The sequence below is a fragment of the Rhodococcus sp. 2H158 genome, from assembly GCF_053764755.1.
Genome location: NZ_JBSNCE010000008.1, coordinates 87,090 through 111,674 on the forward strand (window position 1 = coordinate 87,090; position 24,585 = coordinate 111,674).

At 68.8% G+C, this 24,585-nt stretch carries 21 protein-coding genes; 9 read left to right on the top strand and 12 right to left on the bottom strand.

Annotated elements, in window-relative coordinates:
* Positions 1 to 105: 105 nt before the first annotated feature.
* The 3 genes from dmpG to ACWPOB_RS09785 are packed head-to-tail and all read right to left on the bottom strand — an operon-like array spanning position 106 to position 2,923.
* Positions 106 to 1,173 (bottom strand): 4-hydroxy-2-oxovalerate aldolase, encoded by a 1,068-nt coding sequence (gene dmpG, locus ACWPOB_RS09775; protein WP_006943321.1) that lies wholly within the window; start codon positions 1,171 to 1,173, stop codon positions 106 to 108.
* A 5-nt stretch (positions 1,174 to 1,178) separates the two neighbouring features.
* Complete coding sequence (locus ACWPOB_RS09780) at positions 1,179 to 2,108, bottom strand: acetaldehyde dehydrogenase (acetylating) (protein ID WP_455400680.1); 930 nt, start codon at positions 2,106 to 2,108, stop codon at positions 1,179 to 1,181.
* A 29-nt stretch (positions 2,109 to 2,137) separates the two neighbouring features.
* Positions 2,138 to 2,923: a 2-keto-4-pentenoate hydratase gene (locus ACWPOB_RS09785; protein WP_455400681.1), complete on the bottom strand. Its 786-nt coding sequence runs from the start codon at positions 2,921 to 2,923 to the stop codon at positions 2,138 to 2,140.
* A 131-nt stretch (positions 2,924 to 3,054) separates the two neighbouring features.
* Between ACWPOB_RS09785 and kstD the strand changes: the two genes are divergently transcribed.
* The 3 genes from kstD to ACWPOB_RS09800 are packed head-to-tail and all read left to right on the top strand — an operon-like array spanning position 3,055 to position 7,481.
* The gene (gene kstD, locus ACWPOB_RS09790) at positions 3,055 to 4,767 is read left to right on the top strand and encodes a 3-oxosteroid 1-dehydrogenase (RefSeq protein ID WP_455400682.1); all 1,713 of its coding nucleotides are present in this window, start codon (positions 3,055 to 3,057) and stop codon (positions 4,765 to 4,767) included.
* A gap of 50 nt (positions 4,768 to 4,817) precedes the next feature.
* The gene (locus ACWPOB_RS09795; RefSeq protein WP_455400683.1) at positions 4,818 to 5,678 is read left to right on the top strand and encodes a MaoC/PaaZ C-terminal domain-containing protein; all 861 of its coding nucleotides are present in this window, start codon (positions 4,818 to 4,820) and stop codon (positions 5,676 to 5,678) included.
* Between the two features lie 57 nt (positions 5,679 to 5,735).
* Positions 5,736 to 7,481, top strand: a complete 1,746-nt coding sequence (locus ACWPOB_RS09800) for a cholesterol oxidase substrate-binding domain-containing protein (RefSeq protein WP_455400684.1) — start codon at positions 5,736 to 5,738, stop codon at positions 7,479 to 7,481.
* Positions 7,482 to 7,514: 33 nt separating this feature from the next.
* Here the strand turns inward: ACWPOB_RS09800 and ACWPOB_RS09805 are convergent, their stop codons facing one another.
* A complete protein-coding gene (locus ACWPOB_RS09805) occupies positions 7,515 to 10,088 on the bottom strand; it encodes an AMP-binding protein (RefSeq protein WP_455400685.1) in 2,574 nt (857 codons plus the stop codon).
* Positions 10,089 to 10,097: 9 nt separating this feature from the next.
* Positions 10,098 to 11,114, bottom strand: a complete 1,017-nt coding sequence (zapE, locus tag ACWPOB_RS09810; RefSeq protein ID WP_455400686.1) for a cell division protein ZapE — start codon at positions 11,112 to 11,114, stop codon at positions 10,098 to 10,100.
* Between zapE and ACWPOB_RS09815 the strand changes: the two genes are divergently transcribed.
* The gene (locus ACWPOB_RS09815) at positions 11,113 to 11,748 is read left to right on the top strand and encodes a TetR/AcrR family transcriptional regulator (protein WP_455400687.1); all 636 of its coding nucleotides are present in this window, start codon (positions 11,113 to 11,115) and stop codon (positions 11,746 to 11,748) included. The genes zapE and ACWPOB_RS09815 overlap by 2 nt on opposite strands.
* A gap of 74 nt (positions 11,749 to 11,822) precedes the next feature.
* Here the strand turns inward: ACWPOB_RS09815 and ACWPOB_RS09820 are convergent, their stop codons facing one another.
* Positions 11,823 to 12,725, bottom strand: a complete 903-nt coding sequence (locus ACWPOB_RS09820) for a LysR family transcriptional regulator (protein WP_100055858.1) — start codon at positions 12,723 to 12,725, stop codon at positions 11,823 to 11,825.
* 73 nt (positions 12,726 to 12,798) lie between these two features.
* Between ACWPOB_RS09820 and ACWPOB_RS09825 the strand changes: the two genes are divergently transcribed.
* Positions 12,799 to 13,851: a DMT family transporter gene (locus ACWPOB_RS09825; protein ID WP_455400688.1), complete on the top strand. Its 1,053-nt coding sequence runs from the start codon at positions 12,799 to 12,801 to the stop codon at positions 13,849 to 13,851.
* Between the two features lie 71 nt (positions 13,852 to 13,922).
* Positions 13,923 to 14,315 (top strand): ATP-dependent DNA ligase, encoded by a 393-nt coding sequence (locus ACWPOB_RS09830; protein ID WP_455400689.1) that lies wholly within the window; start codon positions 13,923 to 13,925, stop codon positions 14,313 to 14,315.
* 320 nt (positions 14,316 to 14,635) lie between these two features.
* Here ACWPOB_RS09830 and ACWPOB_RS09835 read toward each other — a convergent pair whose 3' ends face one another.
* The 6 genes from ACWPOB_RS09835 to ACWPOB_RS09860 all read right to left on the bottom strand — a co-directional run bounded on the left by ACWPOB_RS09835 (position 14,636) and on the right by ACWPOB_RS09860 (position 20,983).
* Positions 14,636 to 16,378 (bottom strand): FAD-dependent monooxygenase, encoded by a 1,743-nt coding sequence (locus ACWPOB_RS09835; RefSeq protein WP_455400690.1) that lies wholly within the window; start codon positions 16,376 to 16,378, stop codon positions 14,636 to 14,638.
* Positions 16,379 to 16,529: 151 nt separating this feature from the next.
* Positions 16,530 to 16,919, bottom strand: a complete 390-nt coding sequence (locus ACWPOB_RS09840) for a nuclear transport factor 2 family protein (protein ID WP_455400691.1) — start codon at positions 16,917 to 16,919, stop codon at positions 16,530 to 16,532.
* A gap of 78 nt (positions 16,920 to 16,997) precedes the next feature.
* Positions 16,998 to 18,161: an acyl-CoA dehydrogenase family protein gene (locus ACWPOB_RS09845; protein WP_455400692.1), complete on the bottom strand. Its 1,164-nt coding sequence runs from the start codon at positions 18,159 to 18,161 to the stop codon at positions 16,998 to 17,000.
* 143 nt (positions 18,162 to 18,304) lie between these two features.
* Entirely contained in the window at positions 18,305 to 18,925 is a 621-nt protein-coding gene (locus ACWPOB_RS09850) for a 3,4-dihydroxy-2-butanone-4-phosphate synthase (protein WP_455400693.1), read from the bottom strand.
* 78 nt (positions 18,926 to 19,003) lie between these two features.
* Positions 19,004 to 19,456 carry a flavin reductase family protein gene (locus ACWPOB_RS09855; RefSeq protein ID WP_100055861.1) on the bottom strand — a complete coding sequence of 151 codons (453 nt, stop codon included), beginning with the start codon at positions 19,454 to 19,456 and terminating at the stop codon, positions 19,004 to 19,006.
* Between the two features lie 252 nt (positions 19,457 to 19,708).
* Positions 19,709 to 20,983 carry a PucR family transcriptional regulator gene (locus ACWPOB_RS09860; RefSeq protein WP_100055852.1) on the bottom strand — a complete coding sequence of 425 codons (1,275 nt, stop codon included), beginning with the start codon at positions 20,981 to 20,983 and terminating at the stop codon, positions 19,709 to 19,711.
* Between the two features lie 308 nt (positions 20,984 to 21,291).
* On the opposite strand from ACWPOB_RS09860, the gene ACWPOB_RS09865 reads away from it, so the two are divergent.
* The 3 genes from ACWPOB_RS09865 to ACWPOB_RS09875 all read left to right on the top strand — a co-directional run bounded on the left by ACWPOB_RS09865 (position 21,292) and on the right by ACWPOB_RS09875 (position 24,575).
* Positions 21,292 to 21,864: a VOC family protein gene (locus ACWPOB_RS09865; protein ID WP_100055851.1), complete on the top strand. Its 573-nt coding sequence runs from the start codon at positions 21,292 to 21,294 to the stop codon at positions 21,862 to 21,864.
* Between the two features lie 61 nt (positions 21,865 to 21,925).
* Complete coding sequence (locus ACWPOB_RS09870) at positions 21,926 to 22,816, top strand: fumarylacetoacetate hydrolase family protein (protein WP_455400694.1); 891 nt, start codon at positions 21,926 to 21,928, stop codon at positions 22,814 to 22,816.
* On the top strand, positions 22,809 to 24,575 hold the full coding sequence (locus ACWPOB_RS09875; RefSeq protein WP_455400695.1) for an FAD-dependent oxidoreductase: 1,767 nt from the start codon (positions 22,809 to 22,811) through the stop codon (positions 24,573 to 24,575). Before ACWPOB_RS09870 ends, ACWPOB_RS09875 begins: the two co-directional genes overlap by 8 nt.
* Positions 24,576 to 24,585 lie beyond the last annotated feature (10 nt).

The window sequence follows — 24,585 nt, forward strand, 5'->3', positions numbered from 1 at the left end:
TGAGGACGCCACCGGTGGCGAACCCGGATGGCTGAGGGACGAAACCCGTTGGGGCCGAATGTCACATTGCGTCGATCGGATCGACGCAATGTGACATTCGGTCGGTCAGGCGGTCTGCTGCTCGCGCTGGAGCTCGAGGGCGATGTCGATCAGCTGGTCCTCCTGGCCGCCGATGAGCTTGCGCTTGCCCGCCCGCACCAGCAGCTCCGCGGCGGAGACGCCGTACCGCTCGGCCTGGCGCTCGGCGTGGCGCAGGAAGCTCGAGTACACCCCGGCGTAGCCCATCATCAGGGCCTGACGGTCGAGTAGGCACTCGGCGGGCATCACGGGGCGCACGACGTCCTCCGCGGCGTCCGCGACGGCGAAGAAGTCGATGCCGGTCTTGATCCCCACCTTGTCGCACACGCCGACGAACGCCTCGACCGGGGTGTTGCCGGCACCCGCGCCGAAGCGGCGGGCCGACCCGTCGATCTGCTTGGCACCCGCGCGGACCGCCGCGATCGAATTCGCCACGCCCAGGCCGAGATTCTCGTGCCCGTGGAAGCCGACCTGCGCGTCGGAACCCAGCTCCGCGACGAGCGCCTCGACGCGTTCGGCGACCTGCTCGAGAACGAGCGCGCCGGCCGAGTCGACGACGTACACGCACTGGCAGCCCGCGTCAGCCATGATGCGGGCCTGCTCGGCCAGCTTCTCCGGGGTGACGGTGTGCGCCATCATCAGAAAGCCCACGGTCTCGAGCCCGCGCTCGCGGGCGAGCCCGAAGTGCTGGACGGACACGTCGGCCTCGGTGCAGTGGGTGGCGATGCGGCAGATCGAGGCGCCGTTGTCCTGCGCCTCGATGATGTCCTCCTTGATGCCGACGCCGGGCAGCATGAGGAAGGCGATCTTCGCGTGCTGCGCGGTGTCGACGGCGATCTTGATCAGTTCCTGCTCGGGCACTTTCGAGAACCCGTAGTTGAACGAGGACCCGCCGAGGCCGTCGCCGTGCGTGACCTCGATGACGGGGACGCCCGAGAGGTCGAGGGCGGCGACGACAGCGCGCACCTCCTCCCGGTCGAACTGGTGACGCTTGTGGTGCGAGCCGTCGCGCAGCGACGTGTCGGTCACGCGGATGTCCCACGACGGCTCGAAGAAGATGTCGTCGCGACGGAGGTCGGAGTTCGAAGAGGTCATCGCAGTCAGGCCTTCACGGTGGAGTTCGAGGGGAGGGAGTCCGCCGAGAGGAGCGCGCGGGCGATCTCCTCGCCCACCTTGGTGGCGGCCGCGGTCATGATGTCGAGGTTGCCGGCGTACGGCGGCAGGAAGTCCCCGGCGCCCTCCACCTCGACGAAGGTGGTGACGGTGGCGTGCCCGCCGGACACGACGGTCGGCTCGTCGAACTGTGGTTCGTTGAGCAGGCGGTAGCCGGGCACGTACTGCTGCACGTCGGCGACGACGCGGTGGATGGACTCGGCGATCGCGTCCCGGTCGGCGTCCTCGGGGATTGCACAGAAGATGGTGTCGCGCATGATCATCGGCGGGTCCGCCGGATTGAGGATGATGATCGCCTTGCCTTTGCGGGCCCCGCCGATGGTCTCGATGCCCCGGCTGGTGGTCTTGGTGAACTCGTCGATGTTGGCGCGGGTGCCCGGCCCGGCGGACACCGATGCCACCGACGCCACGATCTCGGCGTAGGGCACGTCCACCACCCGGGAGACGGCGTGCACGATCGGGATGGTGGCCTGACCGCCGCAGGTGATCATGTTGACGTTGGGCATGTCGAGATGCGCCCCGAGGTTCGCCGGTGGCACGACGGCCGGCCCGACGGCGGCAGGGGTGAGGTCGATCGCCCGGATGCCGGCCGCCTCGTACCTCGGCGCCGCCGCCCGGTGCACGTACGCGGACGTCGCCTCGAACACCAGGTCCGGCTTCTCCGGCTGCGCGAGCAACCAGTCGATGCCCTCGGCCGACGTCTCCAGGCCGAGCGTGCGGGCGCGGGCGAGGCCCTCGCTCGCCGGGTCGATGCCGATCATCCACCGCGGCTCGAGCAGGTCCGAACGCTGCAGTTTGTAGAGCAGGTCGGTGCTGATGTTGCCCGACCCGACGATCGCGACACTTGCCTTGGCCATTGTTTCTCCTTGCAGTCGGGACCGGGTGGTCACGAGAACGTGAGCGAGACGGAGCCCAGTCCCGCGAACTCGGCGTGGAACTCGTCGCCGGGGCGCGCATCGACGGCCCGGGTGCACGAGCCGGGCAGGACGATGTCGCCCGCCTTCAGCCGCACCCCGAAACTCTCGACCTTGCGGGCGAGCCAGGCGACGGCGGTGACGGGATTGCCGAGCACCGCGTCGCTGCGCCCCTCGGCGATCCGTTCGCCGTTGCGGGTGAGCACGGCGTCGATGCCCTTGATGTCGATGCCGGACGGTGCCACCCGCTGCTCGCCGAGCACCCATCCGGCGGACGAGGCGTTGTCGGCGATGGTGTCCGCGAGGCCGATCTTCCAGTCCTTGATCCGGCTGTCGATCAGTTCGATGGACGGCGCGAACGCGACGGTGGCGTCGAGGACGTCGCTCTCGGTGCAGTCCGCGCCGGGCAGGTCCTTGCCGAGCACGAAGGCCACCTCGACTTCCACCCGCGGGAAGCAGTACCGCGAGGTGTCGACGGGCCGGTCCTCGAAGACCTGCATGTCGTCGAGCAGGTGGCCGTAGTCGGGTTCGTCCACGCCCATCATCTGCTGCATGGCCAGCGAGGACAGCCCGACCTTGTGGCCGACCACGCGGGCACCGGCCGCGAGCCGGCGACGGATGTTGATCAGCTGGATCTCGTAGGCGTCGACGACGTCGATGTCGGGGTGCCGGGACACGAGCGGGTCGATGGGGGTGCGGTCGCGTTCGGCGGCCTCGAGCTCGTCCGCCAGCCGGGTGCGCAGTTGCGTCGGCAGCATTGCGGTTCCTTCCTGTTCACCGGCGACCGGCATGTTCTGCAACCTGTTTCCGTTCGGCCCGTGGTATGCGAGTGATTCTTCCTGGCAGAGGGGATGGACTCACCGCGCCATCATTCTATAACGTGTTCTACATGATCAAGCAGGAATACGACATCGTCGTAGTCGGCAGCGGTGCCGGCGGAATGACCGCCGCGCTGACCGCCGCGCACCAGGGCGCGAGCGTCGTCCTGATCGAGAAGGCACCCCACTACGGCGGCTCGAGCGCGCGCTCGGGCGGCGGGGTGTGGATCCCGAACAACGAGGCCCTGAGGGCCGCCGGGGTCACCGACACCCCGGACTCGGCCCGCACCTACCTGCACAGCATCATCGGCGACGTGGTGCCCGCCGACAAGATCGACACCTACATCGACCGCGGGCCCGAGATGCTGTCCTTCGTGCTGAAGCACAGCGCCCTGGAACTGCAGTGGGTGCCGGGCTACTCCGACTACTACCCCGAGACCCCCGGCGGCCGGCTCGGCGGGCGGTCCGTCGAGCCGAAACCGTTCGACGGCAAGCGCCTCGGCGACGACCTCGCCCTGCTCGAACCCGACTACGTCAAGGGCCCGCCGAACTTCGTCATCACCCAGGCCGACTACAAGTGGCTCAACCTCCTCATGCGCAACCCGCGCGGACCGGTCCGCGCCGCGAAGGTCGGCATGCGGTACCTGTGGGCGCGCGCGACGAGGAAGCACCTGCTGGTCCGCGGCCAGGCGCTCATGGCCGGACTCCGCGTCGGCCTGCGCGACGCCGGGGTACCGCTGCTGCTGAACACCGCCCTGACGGACCTCGTCGTCGAGGACGGGGTGGTGCGCGGTGTGCGCGTCGAGTCGGACGGACAGAAGCACACCATCCGGGCCCGCCGCGGCGTCGTGATCGCCTCCGGCGGCTTCGAACACAACGAACAGATGCGCACGCAGTATCAGCGCGCCCCGATCGGCACCGAGTGGACCGTCGGCGCGAAGGCCAACACCGGGGACGGCATCCGCGCGGGCCAGGCTCTCGGTGCCGCCGTCGATTTCATGGACGACGCCTGGTGGGGACCGTCCTTCCCGCTCACCGGCGGCCCGTGGTTCGCCCTGTCCGAGCGCAGCCTGCCGGGCTCGATGATGGTCAACGCGGCCGGCCGGCGCTTCGTCAACGAATCCGCTCCGTACGTCGAGGCGGTGCACGCCATGTACGGCGGCCGCCACGGCCGGGGCGACGGACCCGGCGAGAACATCCCGTGCTGGATGATCCTCGACCAGCGCTACCGCAATCGCTACACCTTCGCCGGCATCACGCCCCGCAGCCCCTTCCCCAAGCGGTGGCTGAAGGCGGGTGTGGTGGTCCAGGCCGGCTCGATCAACGAGCTCGCCGAGAAGATCGGCGTGCCGGCGCAGGCCCTCACCGCGACCGTCGAACGATTCAACGGCTTCGCCCGCGCGGGCCGGGACGAGGACTTCGGACGCGGCGAATCCGGCTACGACCACTACTACGGCGACCCGCGCAACAAGCCCAATCCGAGCCTCGGCGCCATTGACAAGGCTCCCTTCTATGCGATCAAGGTGGTGCCCGGCGATCTCGGCACCAAGGGCGGCCTGCGCACCGACGCCGACGCCCGGGTCCTGCGCGAGGACGGGACCGTGATCGAGGGGCTCTACGCGGCCGGCAACGCCAGCGGTCCCGTCATGGGCCACACCTACGCCGGCCCCGGCGCCACGATCGGCCCGGCCATGACCTTCGCCTATCTCGCGGTCCTCGACGCTCTCGGCCGACCGGAGCAGCCCGCCGCGCGGCCGCTCTCCGAGACCGCCGAACAGCACTGAGCCGCAGTCGATCCGGCCGAACCCCGCCCGCCGAACAGAAAGGGTACCGCGTGCCCATCGATCCCGACGTCGCACTCGGCGCCGAACTGCCCGCCCAGGAATTCGCCTGGAGCAGCAGCGACGTCCAGCTCTATCACCTCGGTCTCGGCGCCGGCGCGCGTCCCACCGACCTCGGTGAGCTGCGCTACCTGCGCGACGGTGATCCGCAGGTCCTGCCCACCTTCGCCACCGTCGCCGCGACGTTCCACGCCACCGAGCCGCCGAAGGTTTCGTTCCCGGGCATCGAGATCGACCTGGCGAAGGTGGTGCACGGCAGCCAGGAGGTGACGGTGCACGCTCCCCTGCCACCGGAAGGCAAGGGCCGCACCGTGACCCGAATCGCCGAGGTGTGGGACAAGGGCAAGGCCGCGGTGATCGTGCAGGAGTCGACGACCACGGATCCGGCCGGCAACCCGCTGTGGACGGCCCGCTCGTCCATCTTCGCCCGCGGCGAGGGCGGCTTCGGCGGCGAACGCGGACCGTCCGAGTCCGTCGAATTGCCGGACCGGGCACCCGATTTCGAGGTGGACGTCGCGACGCTGCCGCAACAGGCCCTGCTGTACCGGCTGTGCGGCGACCGCAACCCGCTGCACTCGGACCCGCAGTTCGCGCAAGCCGCTGGGTTCCCCGCTCCGATCCTGCACGGGCTGTGCACGTACGGGATCGTCTGCAAGACGCTCACCGACGCGGCGCTCGACGGTGATGCCGCGTCCGTGCGCGGATTCACGGCCCGGTTCGCCGGCGTCGTCTTTCCCGGCGAGACCCTGCGGGTGCGCGCCTGGCGCACCGGCGACCGGCTGCTCGCGACCGCCGCGGTGGTCGAGCGCGACCTCGCGCCCGCCCTCACCGACGTGGTCCTCACCATCGCCTGACACCCCGTCCTCCCCCAGCACCGGCCCGCCACGGGCCGGTGAGAAAGCAGTGTGTTCATGACGATTCGCACCGAACCCCTGCGCCTGTCCCGCCGGGGTTTCCTCGCCGCCGGCGCGGGCGCGCTCGCCGCCACCGCACTCGGCGGCTGGACCCCCGTCCACGCCGTACCGGCCGGCTCGTCCGGCGCCACCCTGACCACCCCGGCCGCGTTTCCCGACGGCATCGCCCTCTACCAGCAGGCCTACCAGAACTGGTCCAAGGAGATCATGCTCGACGCGATCTGGACGTGCGCCCCGCGCAGTCCCGAGGACGTCGTCCGGCTCGCGAACTGGGCCCACGCTCACGGCTACACCATCCGGCCGCGTGGCGCGATGCACGGCTGGACTCCGCTGACCATCGTCAACGGCGCACCGGTGGACAGGGTGATCCTGGCGGACACGATGGCGCACCTGAACGGGGTGTCGGTGCACTCCGGTTCGGATCCCGCCACCGTCACGGCAGGTGCGGGTGCCACGCTCGACGCGATCACCACGGCGCTGCAGGGGCACGGCCTCGGCTGGGCCAACCTCCCCGCCCCCGGGGTGCTGTCCATCGCCGGTGCACTGGCCGTCAACGCGCACGGTGCGGCGCTGCCCGCCGACGGCGAGAAGAACGTCCCGGGGCACACCTTCGGCTCCCTGAGCAATCTCGTCACGGAACTGACCACGGTGGCGTGGAACGGCAGCGAGTACGCGCTGCGCACCTACACGCGCGCCGACGCGGACATCACCGCGCTGCTCGCCCACCTCGGCCGGACGTTCGTCACCTCGGTCACCCTGCAGGCCGGCCCGGACACCCGGATGCGGTGCCAGAGCTACACCGACATCGACTGGCGCGAACTGTTCGCGCCTGCCGGAGCACCGGGACGCACCTTCGAGAGCTTCGTCCGGGCCTGCGGGCGCGCGGAGGCGATCTGGTATCCGTTCACCGACAAGCCGTGGATGAAGGTGTGGTCCCTCGCTCCGCAGAAACCGGTGACGTCCCGAGAGGTGTTCGGCCCGTACAACTATCCGTTCTCGGACAACGTCCCCGAGCCCGTCACCGACCTGCTCGGGCAGATGACGGCCGGGAACCCTTCCATCGCGCCGGCTTTCGGGCAGGTCTACTACAACACCACCGTCGCCGGCCTCGCCGCCACGAACTCGAGCGACATCTGGGGCTGGTCCAAGGACCTGCAGTTCTACATCAAGGCCACCACCCTGCGGCTCACGGAGGGCGGCGGCGCGGTCCTCACCAACCGCGCCAACATCGCGAACGTGATCCACGACTTCACGCAGTGGTTCCACGAACGCATCGAGCACTACCGGGCGCTCGGGCAGTACCCGCTCAACGGCCCGGTCGAGATCCGGTGCTGCGGGCTCGATCAGCCCGACGACGTGCGGGTCCCGTCCGCCGGGCCCCCGACCATCTCCGCGACCCGGCCGCGACCCGACCACCCCGAGTGGGACACCGCGATCTGGCTCAACGTGCTCGGGGTGCCGGGCACCCCCGGCATGTTCGCGTTCTACCGCGAGATGGAGCAGTGGATGCGCGGTCACTACAACAACGGCGACTCCACGTTCCGGCCCGAATGGTCCAAGGGCTGGGCGTTCGGCCCCGAGCTGCCGTACACGGACCAGCGGGTCATCGAGCAGGTCCTGCCCGACACCTACCGGGAAGGCGTGCCCGCGGACGAGAACTGGGACTCCGCCCGGGCGGTGTACAACCGGCTCGACCCGCACCGGGTATTCAGCAACAGCTTCATCGACCGGCTGCTGCCCTGACGAGAAAGCGCCGGATATCCGCGCCCGTCGGTGCTACCCGCGCGCGTCCTCACGCGCGCGGGTAGCACCGCGCCGCGCAAGCATGGTGAGGACGGATACCCGGCCGAAGTGGCCCCACAGCCGGCCGAGCCGTACCCACAGCTGCCAGTACGCCACACCCACCACGAGCGACGCCGCGAACGCGAGCCACGGGTCGATGTCCCGCAGCAGCGGATAGACCGTGAAGTGGGTCAGGTAGATGTAGAGCGACGAGGCGGCGAGCACCTCGGCCGGCCGCACCAGCAGCGCCGGCCACCAGGTCCGCGGCGACCAGATCAGCAGGAGCAGGCCGCCGATCACGAGAGCGGTGCGGTCGGTTTCGGCATGGAAGAACCCTGGCACCGTCGCCACTGCCAGGACGGACACCACCAGCCGCTGCCATACCGCGGTCGCCCGGGCGGCCGCCCAGCCGAGCGGGAAGAGCCAGAACACCACGTACGACACCAGGATCTGACTGGTCGGCATGTCCGGCCCGAGCACCTCGTACCGGGTCAGCAGGCCCACGCCCACCAGCGTGAGCGGGAACGCGAACGGGAACCGTCGCTCGTGTCGGTCGAACCACGGCACGGCGACCAACAGAGCCACCGCGACCAGCGCGTACACCAGCGCCTCGATGAACCAGTACCGCCATTCCTTCGTCCACGCGGGCGGTCCGAGCACCCCGTTGAGCAGGACCACGCTCGACCAGCGGTACTCGCCGGTGAGCGCGTGTACCGCGCCGATCCACACGACGGCCGGTGCGGCGATCCGGGCGACGCTGAGCAGGGTGGTGCGCAGCCGCTCGGCGCGGGGCTTGGGCAGTTGGAATCGCGCGTAGTTGTAGCCCGCGGCCGCGAGCAGCACGTGCGCCCCGCCGACGAGGGCGAACAGGTGCAGGTGCGAGCCGACGATGAGCACGATCGCCACGGCGCGGATGAGCACGTTGGTCTCGACGATCCGCCAGCCCCACGGCGCCCGGCGCGACGACGGGCTCAGCTCACGCAGCGGCGTCGTCGGCCAGTCCGCGGGCAGATGCCCGAGCAGCCGCTCGAGCCGCACCGACATGCGCACGTACGACAGCGAGTCGCCACCGAGGTCGACGAACGTGCTGTCGTCGGTGACGTCGTCGCGGCGGAGAACGTCCGCGTACAGCGCCCGCAGCTGCCGTGGGTCGACGGCGCGCGCCTCGGGCGCCGGCTGCGGCGGTTCCGGGGCGGCGCCGAGCGCGGCGACGGCGCGGTAGTCCGGTTTGCCGTTGGGGGTGCGGGGCAGCTCGTCCACGACGCACACCCGCACCGCGGACTCGGGCAGCCCGCTCGCGCGGGCCGCGACCGCCCGCACGGGCGCGGCGTCGGCGCCCTGGACGGCGACGATCAGTTCGTCGTCGCCGCCGGCGCAGCACGCGACGAGCTCGTGGCGCGCGAGGACGGATTCGATGCGCTGCAGGTCGATGCGCAGGCCGAACAGCTTCGAGAAGCGCGAGCGACGGCCCACGATCCGGTACAGCCCGGCGTCGGTGCGGACGGCGAGGTCACCGGTGCGCAGTTCGTCGACGACGCGCCCGAGGGCCAGCTCGGACGGGTCGGTGGCATAGCCGAGCATGACGTTGGGCCCGGTGTAGACGAGTTCGCCGGCACCGTCGCCGGCCTCGGGCACGGGGTCGATGCGGAAGGCGCCGCCGGGAACGGGGACGCCGATCGTGCCGGGGTGCTCCGCGGCGAGGTGCGGGGGCAGGTAGGCCATGCGGGCGGTGGCCTCGGTCTGGCCGTACATGACGAAGAACTGCCACCCGTCGCGCCGGCCGAGGTCGACATAGCGGCGGACGCGGTCGGGGTCGAGACGGCCGCCGGCCTGGGTGACGTAGCGCAGGTTCGGCAGGTCCATGCCGGCGAAGCCGACGCGGTCGAGCAGGTCGAAGGTGTACGGCACGCCGGCGAGGGCGCTGACCCGGTGCCGGTGCACGAGGTCCCAGAATCCGGGGTCGGTGACGGACCGGTCGGTGAGCACGATCCCGGCGCCCCGCAGCAGGTGGCTGTGCAGCACGGACAGGCCGTAGCAGTAGTGCATCGGCAGGGTGGTGATCGCGCGGTCGGTGGCGCGGATGTCGAGGTAGTCGGCGATGGCCTCGGCGTTCGCCTGCACATTGCGGTCCGACAGGCGCACGAGCTTGGGCGAGCCGGTCGAGCCGGACGTGCTGAGCAGCAGCGCGAGGCCGGGGTGCAGGTCGTGGGTGGTGCCGTCGGCGAGTTCTTCGATCCGGTCGCCGTCGACGACGACGTCGGGCCGGTAGGCCTCGATCGTCGCGGCCAGGGCGTCGGGCCGGTCGCCGGGCACGAGCAGCACGGGATGGCCGGCGGACAGCGCCGCCAGGTAGGCCACGATCGGGTCGACGGCGTTGGCCCCGACGACGAGGACGAGACGCCGGGTGGCGCCGAGGCGGTCGGCGACGCCGGCGACCCGCTCGGCCAGGTCGCGATAGGTGATTTCGGTGCCGTCACAGACGAGTGCGGTCCGTTCGCCGTGTTCGGCGAGATGTCGGACGAACGGAACCGTCGGACAGTCGACGAGCTCGGTAGAACGTGATACCACCGCGGCAGTCTATAAGGTTTGGCTGTCCTGCATCCAGGCTCGGGCGGGTTCGCGGAGCAGTGCGAGGCGGCTGAGCAGCCGGTCGACGTCGGGTTCGGCGGGGACGGACGTCGCGAAGTCGGCGCGCGCGTCGGTGGCCGACACCGTGAGCCGGACGTCGGCGTCGCACAGCACGTCGACGACGTTGCCGAAGCGGCGCAGGGCGTCCGGGTCGAGCTCGCGCAGCGGCGGGACGCCGGTGACGACCCACTCGCGGTGGTCGCGGAGGACGGCGAGGTAGTCGGCGGGCGCGGTGGGGGCGCGGCACAGGTCGGCGAAGTCGAACCACACGACGTCGCCGCGCACGGCGAGGGCGGGTAGTGCGCGGCCCGACGGTCGCAGGGCTCGCCGCTCCCCCGGCTCCGGAACGTCGAGGGCGCCGGGCGGGAGGAACTCGCCCGAGGCGAACCCCTCGCCCGGGGTGGCCGTGCCGGTGCGGCGACGGTCGATCGGCCCACCGACCTCGACCACCTCGAGCCGGCGTTCGAGCAGGGCGATGGTGGGCTCGAACAGGTGGTGGAACAGGGGGTTGGGCAACAGGCCCGACGGCGGGTAATTGGAGGTGGCGACGAGCGCGACGCCCCGCTCGAGGAGGATGCACACGGCACGCGCGACGAGCATGCCGTCGCCGACATCGTGGACGTGGAACTCGTCGAAGCACAGCACGCGGGCGTCGCCGAGCGCGGCGTCGACGGCGTCGTCGATCGAGCCGAGACGATGCGCCTGCGCATGCAGGCCGGCGAAGAAGCCGTGGAAGTGGTGCCGTCGCGCGGGACCGGGCACGGCCTCGAGGAACCGGTCCATCAGCCAGGTCTTGCCCCGGCCGACCGGCCCCCACAGGTAGACGCCGCGCGGGGTGGTGCGCCGCGCGGCGAGGTCGTCGCGCAGCCGCCCCAGGGCAGCGGCGCCGGCCCGCTGGTACGGATCGCCGGCCGTCCCACCTCCTCTACACATGTAGAGGACTCTACAGGCATAGAGTTCGATCATGGCCAGCAGTCTCGACCGTCGCACCCTGATCGCCGAGACCACCCTCGACCTGATCGCCCGCGACGGACTGCGCGCGCTGACCCACCGCGCCGTCGACCGCGCCCTCGCCCTGCCCGACGGCTCGTGCTCGTACTACTTCCGCACCCGCGGAGCCCTGCTCGACGCCGCCGTGCACCGGCTCGCCGAGCGATCACGTGACGCGTTCGAGCACTCCGGTCTCACCCGCCCGCCGACCCCGGTCGACGTCGACGCCGCCGCGCGAGCGGTCGCGACGGCACTCGACCGCGGCCTGGCCCACCGCCGCCGGGAACTGCTCGTGCGGTATGCCCTGGCCACCGACCCGACCATCGGCGCCGAGCAGCGCGCCGGCCTTGCGGCCGCCCTGTTCTCCCGCGCCGCCGCGCGCGACCTCGTGGCCGCCTGCGGCGCCGACGACGCCGACTCCGCGGCCGCCGATCTCGTGAGCCTGGCCGAGGGACTGATCGTGGACCGGCTGCTCGGTGCCCGGTCGCTGGACGGGTTCGTCGCCGGCACCGCCGCGAGCGTCGCGCAATTGACCCAGCCGATCGCGGTGTACCTCCGGGGTCTGCATCCTGGGCGGGCCACCGGTCCCTCATGGCGAGCACGCACGTAATCGACTGCAGCTCGCCATAATCGGAGAAGCGCGTGTGATTCCACCCGCATCGTCGGACCGGCACACAGGCACACTCAGGTACCGATTCCTGCAAACGCCTCGCTCAGCGCCGCAATGCCGGCACGCACCGCGGGCCGGTCGTTGTCCCGGCGCCGGAGCGCGTAGATCTCCCGTTCCAGCGTCGGCCGTACGGGCACGATCGCGATCGTCTCCGGTACCCACACCCGCGCCAGGCGCGGCACCAGCGCCGCGGCGAGTCCATGCGCGACGAACTCGAGTTGGGCAGCGAATTCCGGTACCTCGTAACGGACTTGCGGTTCTACGCCCCGCTTGCGCAGCGTCTGGACCAGCCAGGTGTGGAAGACGGCACCTTTTGTCCAGGTCGTCCACGGCACGTCCGCGATCTCGTCGAGATCGACGTACTCCCGGTCCGCCAGGGGATGATCGATCGGCAGCGCGACGTCAGCGGAATCACGATGCACGAGCGTACATACCGCCGCTTCGGGTAGCTGGAACGGCATCGTGACCCAGCTGTCGACGATGGCCAGATCCAATTCGCGTCGAACAACCGCGGGGACGAGTTCTTCGGTCTCGCCGACGACGAAACCGATCCGGAGCCCGGCGTGGCGGCGTTGCAGGGCCGCGATCGCCGCCGGAGCGACGACTCGGCTCGCCGAGGCGAACGACCCGATCCGCAGATCCCCGACCACGTCGCGTTCGAGTGAGACGACCTCCGATTCTGCCTGCGCAAGAAGGGATATCACTTCGCGTCCGCGCCGGGCCAGCAGACGGCCCGCGTCGGTGAGCTGAACTCCGCGACCGGACGGGACCAGCAGCGTCACGCCGACCTCGCGCTCGAACTTGTTCAACTGCTGCGACACCCCCGACGGCGTCACGTGCAGCGCCTGCGCCGCCGCACTGATCGAACCGTACTCGGCGACCGCACACAGGGCCCGAAGGCGCTCGACGTTCAACACTGTAGGAAGTCTACCGATTCGTCGACACGAATATTTACTTGTGCTCACGGATTGGTCCCTCGAGAATTCCAGCATGACCTCCGGACTGCGCTTGTCGCCTGCGCTCGCTGCCCGACCCCGCTTCACAGCCGCCTCGGTGGATCCGCGGGTGATGGTGCTGGCGGGTGCCGCGGCCACGTCGCTGACGGCCGGCTTGATCAAGCTCTCCGGGGTGTCGGCGGCGACGTCGACCCTGTTCCGGTGCGCGTTCGCTCTCCCCCTACTGGGTTTTCTTGCCATGCAGGAGATTCGGCGCCACGGCAGCGTCCCCCGCCGCGTGCTCGCCGCCCAGGTACTCGGCGGCACGATGCTGGGCGTCGACTTCGCGCTGTGGGCGCGATCGATCGAGATGATCGGCGCCGGAATCGCCACGGTGGTCGTCAACGTCCAGGTCGTCGTCGTTCCTCTGCTGGCGTGGCTCGTCTTTCGCGAACGGGTCCCGGCGCGCTTCGCCCTGGCGGTTCCCTTCCTGTTCGCCGGAGTCGCGCTCGCCGGCGGAGCCCTGTTCGGCGGTGGCGACGCCGATCGACTGATGCGCGGAACACTGCTGTCGTTGGTCGCGGGTATCGCGTACGGCACCTACCTCTTCGTCGCCGGCCGGGCCGGTTCGGAACGGAGGGCCTCCTCGCAGGTGTTCGTGTCCACTCTCGTCGCCGGCGTCGTCGGCACTTCCGTCGGCTCGCTGTGGGGCCCGATCGACCTCACCCCCGGCTGGCCCGCCCTGGGATGGCTGGCGATGCTGGCGCTGAGCGGTCAGGTGCTCGGCTGGGTTCTGATCGGAATCGGCCTCCCCCGACTCCCGTCCGAGGTCGGCGCGACGCTGCTGCTCGCCCAGCCCGTGATGGCGATGGGGGTGGCGATCGCGCTCGTGCACGAGCGCCCCACCCTCGTCCAGTTGATCGGATGTGCGGTCATAGTCGCCGCCGTCTGGTTCGTCAGCCGGGCACCGGCGCACCCCGCGCGTCACGGTCGTCGGACTTCACCCGCACAGATCGATCCCATTTCGTTATCCACGCCGCACCGCCCTACGTGCCCACCCGCAGACCTGGGCCCATGCCGCGGCACCCAGCGGAGTACATCAATGTAATTTGCTGTAACGCAGCGGAATACCGTGATTCAGGTCTGCACGTCGCGCTGCCGACCCGGATATTCCCTACCATGCCCACAACCCGAGCCGCCGTCCCGGCGCCGATGCTGGCCACGCCCGGCCGGCCGCCGATCGGCACCGGCTGGGCGGTGGAGATGAAGTGGGACGGCGCCCGCACGGTGGCGGTGTGCGACGGCGAGCGGTGCCGACTCTACAGCCGCAACAGCAAGGACGACTCGGGGGTCTACCCGGAATCGACGATCGCGCTGTCGGCGGTATCCCGGAGGCGGACGATGGTCGTCGACGGGGAGATCGTCGCCCCCGATCCGCGATCCGGGGCGCCGTTGACCACCGATGGCTGTTCCCAGGCGGACTTCCAGCCCAAGCGGTACATCCGTCGACGCTGGCAAAACGCCTACGCGCACTCGGCGTTCCCGCCCGAACCGCCCGGAACACGGCCCTGATGGATAACGCCGCTGCCATGCCCGCGAAAGTCCTCAGTGATCTGCTCGGGCTTTCCATCACGGGCGCGACTCGCTGGAGCGCACTCGCTATTGCGGGTGGCGACGCGTACGCCGCCGATGTGGTCCGCCGCCGCAAACCACGATGAGCCACCCAACGAATCAGCGCGACGACACGTCCGCTACCAGGACTGGTAACAGTGCACGAACTCGTCACAGGGCGAGGGGTCGCCGCAGCCCCTAGGGATGCGACGACCCGGCTCGGACAGTTCGGACGACCAGCTTCAGCAGCCCGACGGGTCGATCCGAACTGAGCATTCTCGTCAGACAGTGCCGGCCAGGGACACGGAAGCCTCAGCCCGCCCGGTAACCGCCTCGATCAAGGAAGACAAGTCGTCGGGGAGGCTGTTTCCACGCCACGCCACGTGCCCGTCCGGACGCACGAGTACGAGATCGGTCTCGTACACGGACCGCACATGTGCCTCGTCCACCGCCAGAACCTGAACAGGCATGTTCACCGCACGCGCTGCGTCCACCAGTTCCTTCACAACCCCCTCACCGACGAAGCTGACGATGGTGAACTTGTCCCGGAAGGCATCGAGGATCGAACTGCCATCGGACAGCCGTACGTGCGGTGCACGTGCGCCGGGCACGGTGGTAGCGATGTAGCTCGAGCCGTCGTTATCGGGGACAGGAGTGCCGTCGGAGACGATCACCGGGGCTGTGTACACGTATCCCATCTCCACACCGAAGCTCTCGTGCTCACCGGTGTTGGCAGCAAAGTACTCGGCAAGGGTTCGGCGGTGCTGCTCGGCTTCGGCGGTATCGGACTCGATGAGTTCACGATCGGCGAGCTCTTGGGCTTGGACGTGCACTCCGAGGTGACGGAACGACCAGTCCCGGGCCATGACGGCGACCGGTCGACGCTCGGTTTCGTAGCTGTCGAGGAGGTCGTTGCCGCCGTATCCCTGGATGACTGCGGCGAGCTTCCATCCGAGGTTGACCGCGTCGGCGATGCCGGTGTTCAGGCCGTATCCGCCGGTGGGGATGACTTCGTGGGCGGCGTCGCCGGCGACGAACAACCGACCGAGGCGGTAGCGGTCGGCGACGAGCACGTTCGCGTGCCACACACTGCTCTGCAGAACCTCGTCGACGTCGAGGTGCCGGCCGCAGACAGCGTCCAGCAGTTCCTGCTTGTCGATGTCCTCGGTCCGCACGCCGTCGGTGATGGCGCTGGTCTGCAGCGTCCACGTGTCGCGTTCGTCCTGGGCGATGATCGCGCCGACTCCGCCGCCGACGAAGAAGGTGTGCCAGAACTGGCCGTGCGCGTGCAGGGTTTCGAGGTCGCGGGATTTGAAGTGCACCTGGCAGAACGTGATGACGCCGCGCTCGCCTTCCATGGTCAGATCCATGGCGCGGCGCACGACCGAGGCGGCGCCGTCACATCCGACGACGTAGTCCGCCGCGAGTGTGTGGACGGTGCCGTCGACCGGGGAGGTGATCTCGATCCGGGCGCCGCTGTCGTCCTGGGTGACGGCGGTGACGCGCCAGGGCCGGAGAACCTCGATGTTCTCGTCGGCGAGACAGCGGCGCATGAGCAGCTTCTCGACCTCGATCTGGGTGACCCGCTGCCAGGCGTGCGCCGGTGTGGTGCCGTCGTTCCTGGACGCGATCCACTCGGACATCTCGTCGACGCTGGGGTACTTCCAGCGGCCTACCTGCCGTCCTGCCATCGAGGTGCAGAAGACGACATCGTGCGAGTGCTCCGGCGCGACGCCGACCGACCGGATGTCGTCGACGAGGCCGAGCCGGTCGAGAAGCTCCATACTGCGCGCATTCGTCAGGTCCATCTTCGGAAAGCGGGTCGTCTGCGGAGCCTGTTCGACCACGGTGCTGCGGATCCCGTGCAGGCTGAGTTCGAGCGCGAGAATCATCCCTACCGGGCCCGCACCGGAAATTACCACCGATCGCCGCGACGACCCATCGATCGCCGTAGCAGTGTTTTCCGATGATGGCTCGGGGCCGACCGAGTCCTGTTCCGGCTCGCGACTTATGGGATGGCTCATGGCGATTCCTTTCGACGTGTTCCGCCCGTATGCGGTCGTGGAGTACGACCGGCGTGGGGATACGCAGGTGGGGCGGACGGTGGGGCGAGGTGGCGTCACCGAGTCGGGTGGCTGCCACCGGTAGGCCTGCGGCGGCAGCCACCTCTCGGTGTCAGCGGGCGGCGACGACCGGGCCGGGATCCATGAAGATCAGATACTCGGTCACTTTCCCGTTCTCGATGCGGGTGCGGGTGACCGCGGGGAGGGTGAACGTGGTGCCGTCGTTCATCGTGTACGTGACGTTCACATGCAGGGCCGTGACGTTGCCGGCGCACCATTGTTCGAGGATGACGTGCTGCATCCCGGCGACCGATCCCAGGTAGGACGCCACCCACTGCTGGATCGCCTCGCTTCCTTCGACCGGGTCGTTGTTCCCCATGCGGAAGAGGCAGTCCGTGGAGAAGTAACCGAAGAATCGGGCGATGTCGGTGTCCGCGGCATGGAGAAGGCCACGGGTGATCTCGAGGGCGGTGACATCGGGGGAGGTCGTGTCGAAGGTCATGGCGTTCACTTCCGTTGCGGTGGAGGTGCTTGTACGTCGCGCACCTGGAGGGCGTGTCGGTGGACCGACTCGGGTGTGTCAGAGCAGCGGATCGGCGACGGGAAGGTCGAGGGTGAACCGACCCATCGTTTCCGACGCCGTGTCGATGTCGAGGAAGGCATGTACCGCCAGGACACTGAGGTCGCGATGGAAGCGCTGGATCGGTGAGGCGGTGCGGAATCCGTCGCCGCCGATGCCGCGCACCATGTCGTTGAGTGCATTACGGCACAGATCGGTCATGAACGCTGCCTTCAGCTTCATTTCGGCGCGATCGCGTGGGTCCGACTGCTCGGGACCGCCCGCGGTGAGGCGTTCGAAGAAGGCGTGCAGCAGAGTCTCTGCGGCGTCCGCCGTGGCAAGGGCGCGACCGAGCCGCATCTGAGCGGCCTGCTTGCCGGCAGCCTTCTCCTGACTCAAGGTTCCCTGCCGTTGACGGGTGCGGTCGACGAAGGCGTTCGTCGCCCCCCGCATGGCCCCGACGACGACGGGGGTCACCTCCGCCATCGCGAAGGGCAGGAACGGCAGGTGGTACATCGGGTTCTCGTGGAGCAACATGCCGGGGGCCGCGCCGGCGAGGGCGAGGGCGAACGGGCCGGTCCGGTAGTCGGGGACGAACACGTCCTCGACGGAGACGTCGTTGCTGGCGGTACCGGCCATACCGGAGATGTACCAGGTGTCGTGGATCTTGACTTGGTCGCGGGGTACGAGGAACCACAGTGGAGCCGGCGGTCGGCCGTCTTCGATGGACACACCGGCGAAGGTGAACCATTCGGCGTGCGCGGAACCGGAGTTCCATGCGGTCTGACCGGTGATCCGGTAGCCGCCCTCGACCTTCTGCACTCCGCGCAGCGGGGCAGCAGTACCGGCGGTGAGGGTGTAGGGCTTGTCCGCGAACATCTCCCGCTGTGCCTGCTCGGTGAAGATGTTCACGCGCCATGCCGCGCCGATGTAGAAGGAGGTGACCCACCCCGTCGACGGGCACACCGCGCTGATGGCGCGAACGATGTCGGCTGCGACATCGAGACCGAGCTCGAGCCCGCCGTACGCTTTCGGTGTCAGCGTCGCCAGGATCCCCGAGTCGATCAGGTCGGTGATCGTTTCGTCGAGCGGTGCTCGGTTCTCCTCGGTTTTCTGGGCGCGTTCGGCCAAGACCGGCACCAGGTCGTTGACGCGGCTCATCAGTTGATCGGCGGTGATGTCCATGGTTTCCTCGCTTCGGGATAGGGGTGGTCGAACTGATCGCGGAGAGCTGACCCACTCCGGCACCGCACACCTCGGGTGCGCGAAACCGGCTGGATCGGAAGGGATTCGGAAAAGGATGGCGGTCAGCGGGAGCGTTCGTGATGCTAGTCGGGTGACACCAGGGTGAGGTCGTAGCCATGGGCCAGTGCTTCGGCGTCGTGGGGGCCGGCGGTGTTCGTCGGGTCGCTGATGCCGTCGAGTTCGGCGAAGACCGCACCGGAGTATTCCGGTCGTGCCAGATCGGTCAGCGCGAGCGCACAGGCGGCGACGGTCCGTCGCTCGCACAGGACATGCGGATCGACTCGCACGGGGACGAGGTGCCCGGGCCTGCTGAGATCGTCGACGCTCGAGCGGGGATCGGCGAGCACCCGGGCCGTGAGAGCCCGATCTGCCCCGGAGATGCCGGTGGTGACTCCGGCCGAAGCGTCGACGGCAACACATTGGCCGTATGCGCATGCCGACGGTGCGCGCGAACTCGGAAGGGATTCGGGCAGGCCGAGCCGGTCGCAGTCCCGCTCGTGGAGGGCCACTTGAACGAATCCCGTGCTGTATCGAATGATGAAGGCCATCTGCTCGGTGGTCACGGTGCCTGCACATCCGACGAGCACGAGACGAGCGCCGTGCCGCAGGATGATCAGTTCTCCTCGTGCCAGGGCACGCATGCCCTCGGCTGCAGTCGACCACGGTGTCCGCGGGGGAGCGGCATATGCAACGGAGGCGGTCATGACTTTCCTCTCTTCGAGGGTGTTCAGCGCTGGGAAACGAGGGCAGGAGCGGTGTCGCTGCCGACCGGAACTGTCCGGTTACACCATTTCCAGCGCACAGTGGGTGCCGAAGGTGCGGCGGTGATAGGTGAGCGGGTCGCTGTCGTGCTGCTCGGCGGCGACGACGTTGCCCAGCACGATCATGTGGTCGCCGCCTTCGAGGATCTGCTCGACGGTGCAGGCTACCCATCCGGCCGTACCGGCGATCCGGGGCAGATCGTGGTCGATGTCCCAGCGGACCCCGTGGAACTTGCCGAGGCCGTTCTTGGTGGCGAATTTCAGTGCGGCGCTGTGTTGGTCACTGGCCAGGATGTTCAGGCCGAATGTGCGTGAGTCGGTGACGAGTTCGAGGGTTTCGGACCCCCGGTCGAGGGAGACGAGGACCATCGGAGGGTTCATCGACAGCGAGAGGAAGGCGCTGACGGTGGTGCCGACGGGTAGGCCGCCGTTCATGGAGGTTGCGACGGCGACGGGGGTGGCTACGTGCGCCATCACGTTCTTGAATGTTTCCTGGAGCGAGGTCAACGGACGTGTCCTTCGATCGACCGCGGGACATGCCGCGGGTCTGGAGGATGGGGTGCCGGGACCCGCTTCGGCTGCTCTCACCGCGGTGGCCGGCTGTGTTCTAGGACACAAGTAGACCGCACAGGTTGCGCGTTGCGCATTGGTGCGCAACCTAAGGTTCTGCCCCAATCTTGGTTTCCAGACCAATCTGCAGACGCAGGCTGCCGGTACCGCTGAGCGCTACCCTCGAGTGAGCGGATCTCCTCGAAGCCACTCGTGAATGCGGAGCGCAGCCCGCAGGTCGGCGGTCGTCTCCCCCGAATGACCGCACAGATCCAACGCCTTGTGCACGCGATAGGTCACCGTGTTCTTCGAGATGTGCTCCGCCGCGGCCACCTTGGACAAACTGTGGTCCATGTCGAGATAGCGGCGCAGCGTCGACCGGAGTTCTGCCATGCGAGGTTCACTCAGTGCGAGCGGGCCCAGGAGCCGCGAAGCGAACTGTTCTGCCGCCTCCGGATCCGACAGGAGCAACACCTCGAGTGCGACGTGTTCGTGGGCCACGGTGCAGGGACTCTGACCCGGGCGAAGGCGGATCAGCCGTTCGACCGCCTTGGCGTCGGCATGGCTTCGACGGAAGCCCTCCACCCCGACGCCCACCTCCCCTACCACGACGAACGCGTCGTCGAACGTGGGTAGTGCACCCCGGTGCGGCGAACTCCCGGAGGTCACGGTTCCCCATGCCCATACCGTCTGGAGCCCGACCGGTAGTACCAACGAGGCCGACGGGACGCCTCGCTGCCGCAGGACGGTGTCGACGACGGCGCGCAGATCCCGGGTGGAGTGCGGTCCGCTCCACGCGACGAGTGCAATGTGGGGGCCGGCGAGCGGATAGCCGAGAACCTTCTCGGCGTGGACCCGATCGACGTCCTCGGCACCCAGGATCTGGTTCACCAGATCGAATCGGGCTGCAGACACCCCCGCCGCCCAGACACTCTGCTCCTCGATGAAGGCCGAGGCGGCCACAGCCGTGAAGTCGTCGTGCACCTCGAAGAGCAACACCGAGATCCGCCGAAGTTCGGCGCTGCTCTCCGCGGGCGGGAGCACAAGGCGCGCCGCGTCGAGCAGGGCCGCGGCCAGCACGGCATACCCCACTCGAATGGCACGCAGCAGATCATCGAGGGCCATGCCTCGGCGAGCGAAGTCCCGAGCGATCTCGCCCACCTCGGTGCTCGCCAGCGTGGTGTCGGGCTCGTCGAGACCGGCCACCAACATCAGTGCGCGCAGCGTGGTGGAGGTGGTGGCACGACGCACTGCCTCCATGACAGCCGCCTCGTCCGCCAGGGCAGGAATCTTCTGCGCAATCCTGGCGGCGATGTCCTGACCGACCTCGACCGCCCAGGTCACCGCCCCGTCCCCGAGAGCCTCTCTGACGCGCTCGGCATCCGGGCTCAGCCACTCGGCCTCGGGCTGCGGTGCACGTGCTCCCGAGAGCTCATATGTCCAATGCAGCACTTCGGCATCCTTCCGATCCGACCCCGGCCACGGTGAGCACACGACTCTATTGGGCTCCAGACCAACTCCGTCCGGATTTCTTGGGTTCCAGCCCGTAGCCGCACAAGGCGACATCGGATGGAATTGTGGAACAGATCACGTGACAGAGACCACACCATGAATCCTTCCCGGCAGCACCGTCGCTTCCACATATAGCAGCGTTCTCGCCCTGAGCACGCTGTTGCCCGGAGCGACCCCGACTGGCGGTCCGCCCGGATTCCATCGAGGTCTCGCGCCGACGACCACGTTCAGCTTCGAAGGAGACACCGATGACCGCCACGCCCAAGTTCGCCCACGTTGTGCTGCAGACCAGCCGATTCGACGAGATGCGGGACTGGTACTGCACCGTCCTCGACGCTCATGTGGTCTACGAGGGCCATGGCCTGTGCTTCATCACCTTCGACGAGGAGCATCACCGGATTGCTCTGCTCGGCGCTCCCGTCGAACTGGCGCCTCGCAATCCCGGAGCCGCAGGTATGCACCACACCGCCTACACCTTCGACACCCTGCAGGATCTGCTCGACCGGTACGACATGCTCAAGGCCAAGGGGGTCGAGCCGAAGGTGCCGATTCAGCACGGGGTGACCACGTCGCTGTACTACCAGGACCCGGACGGAAATTTCGTCGAACTGCAGATCGACAACTTCGCCACCCCGGAGGAGGCGACCGAGTACATGCACGGGCCGGAATACGGCAACAACCCCGTCGGTGTGTCGTTCGTCCCCGAGCTGATGCGCGAGGCGCTCGCGATGGGCACCCCGGTCTCGGATATCACCACTCACACGTGGGCTCTTCGCACCAGCCCCAACCTGCCTGATCCGATGGTCGCCTTGACCAGCTGATCCGGCACTCCGTACGGATACCGGCGCCCTTTTCCGATCGTCTCTCGAAGGACTCGTTCTCATGCGTGTTGCCAATCAATCCGGCCGGCTCACCCTCGTCGCCGACGGTCGCGCCGTCGACGTCGAAACCGCCAGCGCCGGGCGCTTCTCCGCAGATCCCCAGCAGATTTTCGAGCGCTGGGACGAGTTCGTCTCGTGGGCCCGGACCGTGGATTTCTCCGATGCCACTTCGGTGATCGAATCGGAGCTGCACGCTCCGGTTCCTCGACCGGGCCAGATCTTCGCCGTCGGGGTGAACTACGCCGATCACGTCGAGGAATCCGGTCTCGAATTGCCGGAGACACCGTTCGTGTTCACGAAGTTCCCCGCCGCGATCACCGGACCGTACGACACCATCGAACACCCCGGGGGGTCGGTGGACTTCGAGGTCGAACTCGTCGCGGTCATCGGCAAACAGGCCCGCCACGTCCCCGTCTCGCAAGGCTGGGACCATGTTGCCGGCCTCACCCTCGGTCAGGACCTCTCCGAACGCGACCTGCAGCTGTCCGGACCTCCCCCGCAGCAGTTCGCCCTGGGCAAGTCCTTCGCGGGTTTCGCGCCGATCGGCCCCGTGCTGGTCACCCCCGACGAGTTCGCCGATCGTGACGACATCGAGGTGAGCACCGTGCTGTCGGGCGAGCTCATGCAGAACTCCCGCACCCGTCATCTGATCTTCCCGATCCCTGTCCTGGTGTCCTACCTGTCGTCGATCGTGCCCCTGCGCCCGGGCGATCTGATCTTCACCGGCACCCCGGCAGGTATCGGCTTCACCCGCGAGCCCAAACGGCTCATCGGCACCGACGACGAACTCGTCAGCCGCGCCGAGGGCATCGGCGAGATGCGCCACCGCTTCGTCGCCACCGGCCGCCCCCACCCCCTCACCACTGTTCCCAGGAGCACGCACCATGTCTGACATCACCGTTCCCGTACTCGTCGTCGGCGGCGGCGGCTGTGGCCTGACCACCTCGATCCTGCTCTCCGAGCACGGCATCGACCACCATCTCGTCGAGCGGCACACCGGCACCTCGCCGCTGCCGAAGGCGCACTACCTCAACCAGCGCACCATGGAGGTGCTCCGGCAGTACGGCGTCGCGGACTCGATCTACGAAGTCGGCACGCCGCCGAAGAACATGGGCAAGACCCGCTGGGTGACCTCCCTCGGCGGCGACGGCGAACTCGACGGACGCACCCTGTTCACCCTCGACTCCTTCGGAGGCGGCGGCCTCGAGAACAAATACGCCGACGACAGCCCGTGCCTGTCCAGCAACTACCCCCAGGTGCGGCTCGAGCCGCTGCTGCGCGCCCACGCCGAGCAGCGCGCACCGGGCTCGATCCACTTCCACCGGGAACTGGTCTCGTTCACTCAGGACCACGACGGCGTCGATGCGGTCATCCTCGACCGGGACACGCAGCAGACCTACACCGTCCACGCCCAGTACCTGGTCGCCGCCGACGGCGGCAAGACCGTCGGCCCCGAACTGGGGGTGACGCTGGAAGGCCCGACCGGGATCCTGGACATGGTCAGCACCCATTTCACCGCGGATCTGTCGCAGTACTGGGAAGACGACGTGCTGATCACCTGGCTGGTCAACCCGGAAGGGGCCGGATCCTGGCACAGCGGCGCCATGGCCGCGATGGGACCGACCTGGGGCAAGCATTCGGAAGAGTTCGTCATCCACTTCACCTTCCGCCCGGACGACCCCAACCGCTTCGATGAAGAGGCGATCGTTCCCCGGCTGCGGGAACTGCTCAAGCTGCCCGACCTCGAACCGAAGGTGCACAAGGTCAGCCACTGGATCCTCGAAGGGGTGCTCGCCGACAAGTACCAGGTCGGGCGGATCTTCCTCGCCGGGGACGCCGCCCACCGGCACCCCCCGACCACCGGCCTCGGGCTCAACACCGCGATCCAGGACGCCCACAACCTGGTGTGGAAACTCGCCGCGGTCCTGCGGGGAGACGCCGCGCCCGCGCTGCTCGACACTTACGAGCCGGAACGGCGCCTGGTGGGCATGCGCAACGTCGACTGGGCCATGTTCACCTTCCTCAACCACATGGTCATCGACGCCGGCCTCGGTCTGAGCCCCGATCAGCCTCTCGAGCTTCGCACCCAGGTGTTCCGGGACTTCTTCTCCGACACCCCGATGGGCGAAACCCGCCGGGCGCGGGCGTTCGAGGTCGCCAACACGCAGCGCACCGAGTTCCAGGCGCACGACCTCGAGATCGGCTTCGCCTACCAGGACGGCGCCCTGGTGCCCGACGGCAGCGACGCCCCGCCGCGGGATCCGATGGGCAGCGTGTACTTCCCCACCACCCGCCCCGGACACCGCCTTCCCCATGCCTGGATCGAGCACCACGGTCGGCGGGTCTCCACCCACGATCTCACCGGCACTGATACCGCCTTCGTGCTCATCACCGGCGCCGAGAGCGAGGCCTGGGTGACCGCGGCCGACACGGTCGAGAAGAAGTTCGGGATCCGCGTCAAGGCCGTCACGATCGCCGACGGGGCCGACTACACCGATCCCACCGGCCGGTGGAACGAACTGCGCGAGATCGGTGAGGACGGGGCGATCCTGGTCCGCCCCGACAACCACGTCGCCTGGCGCAGCGCCGGGCGCGCTACCGATCCGGCCGACGACCTCGCCCGCACTATCGGCACCCTCCTGTCCCGCTGAGCCGACGCCA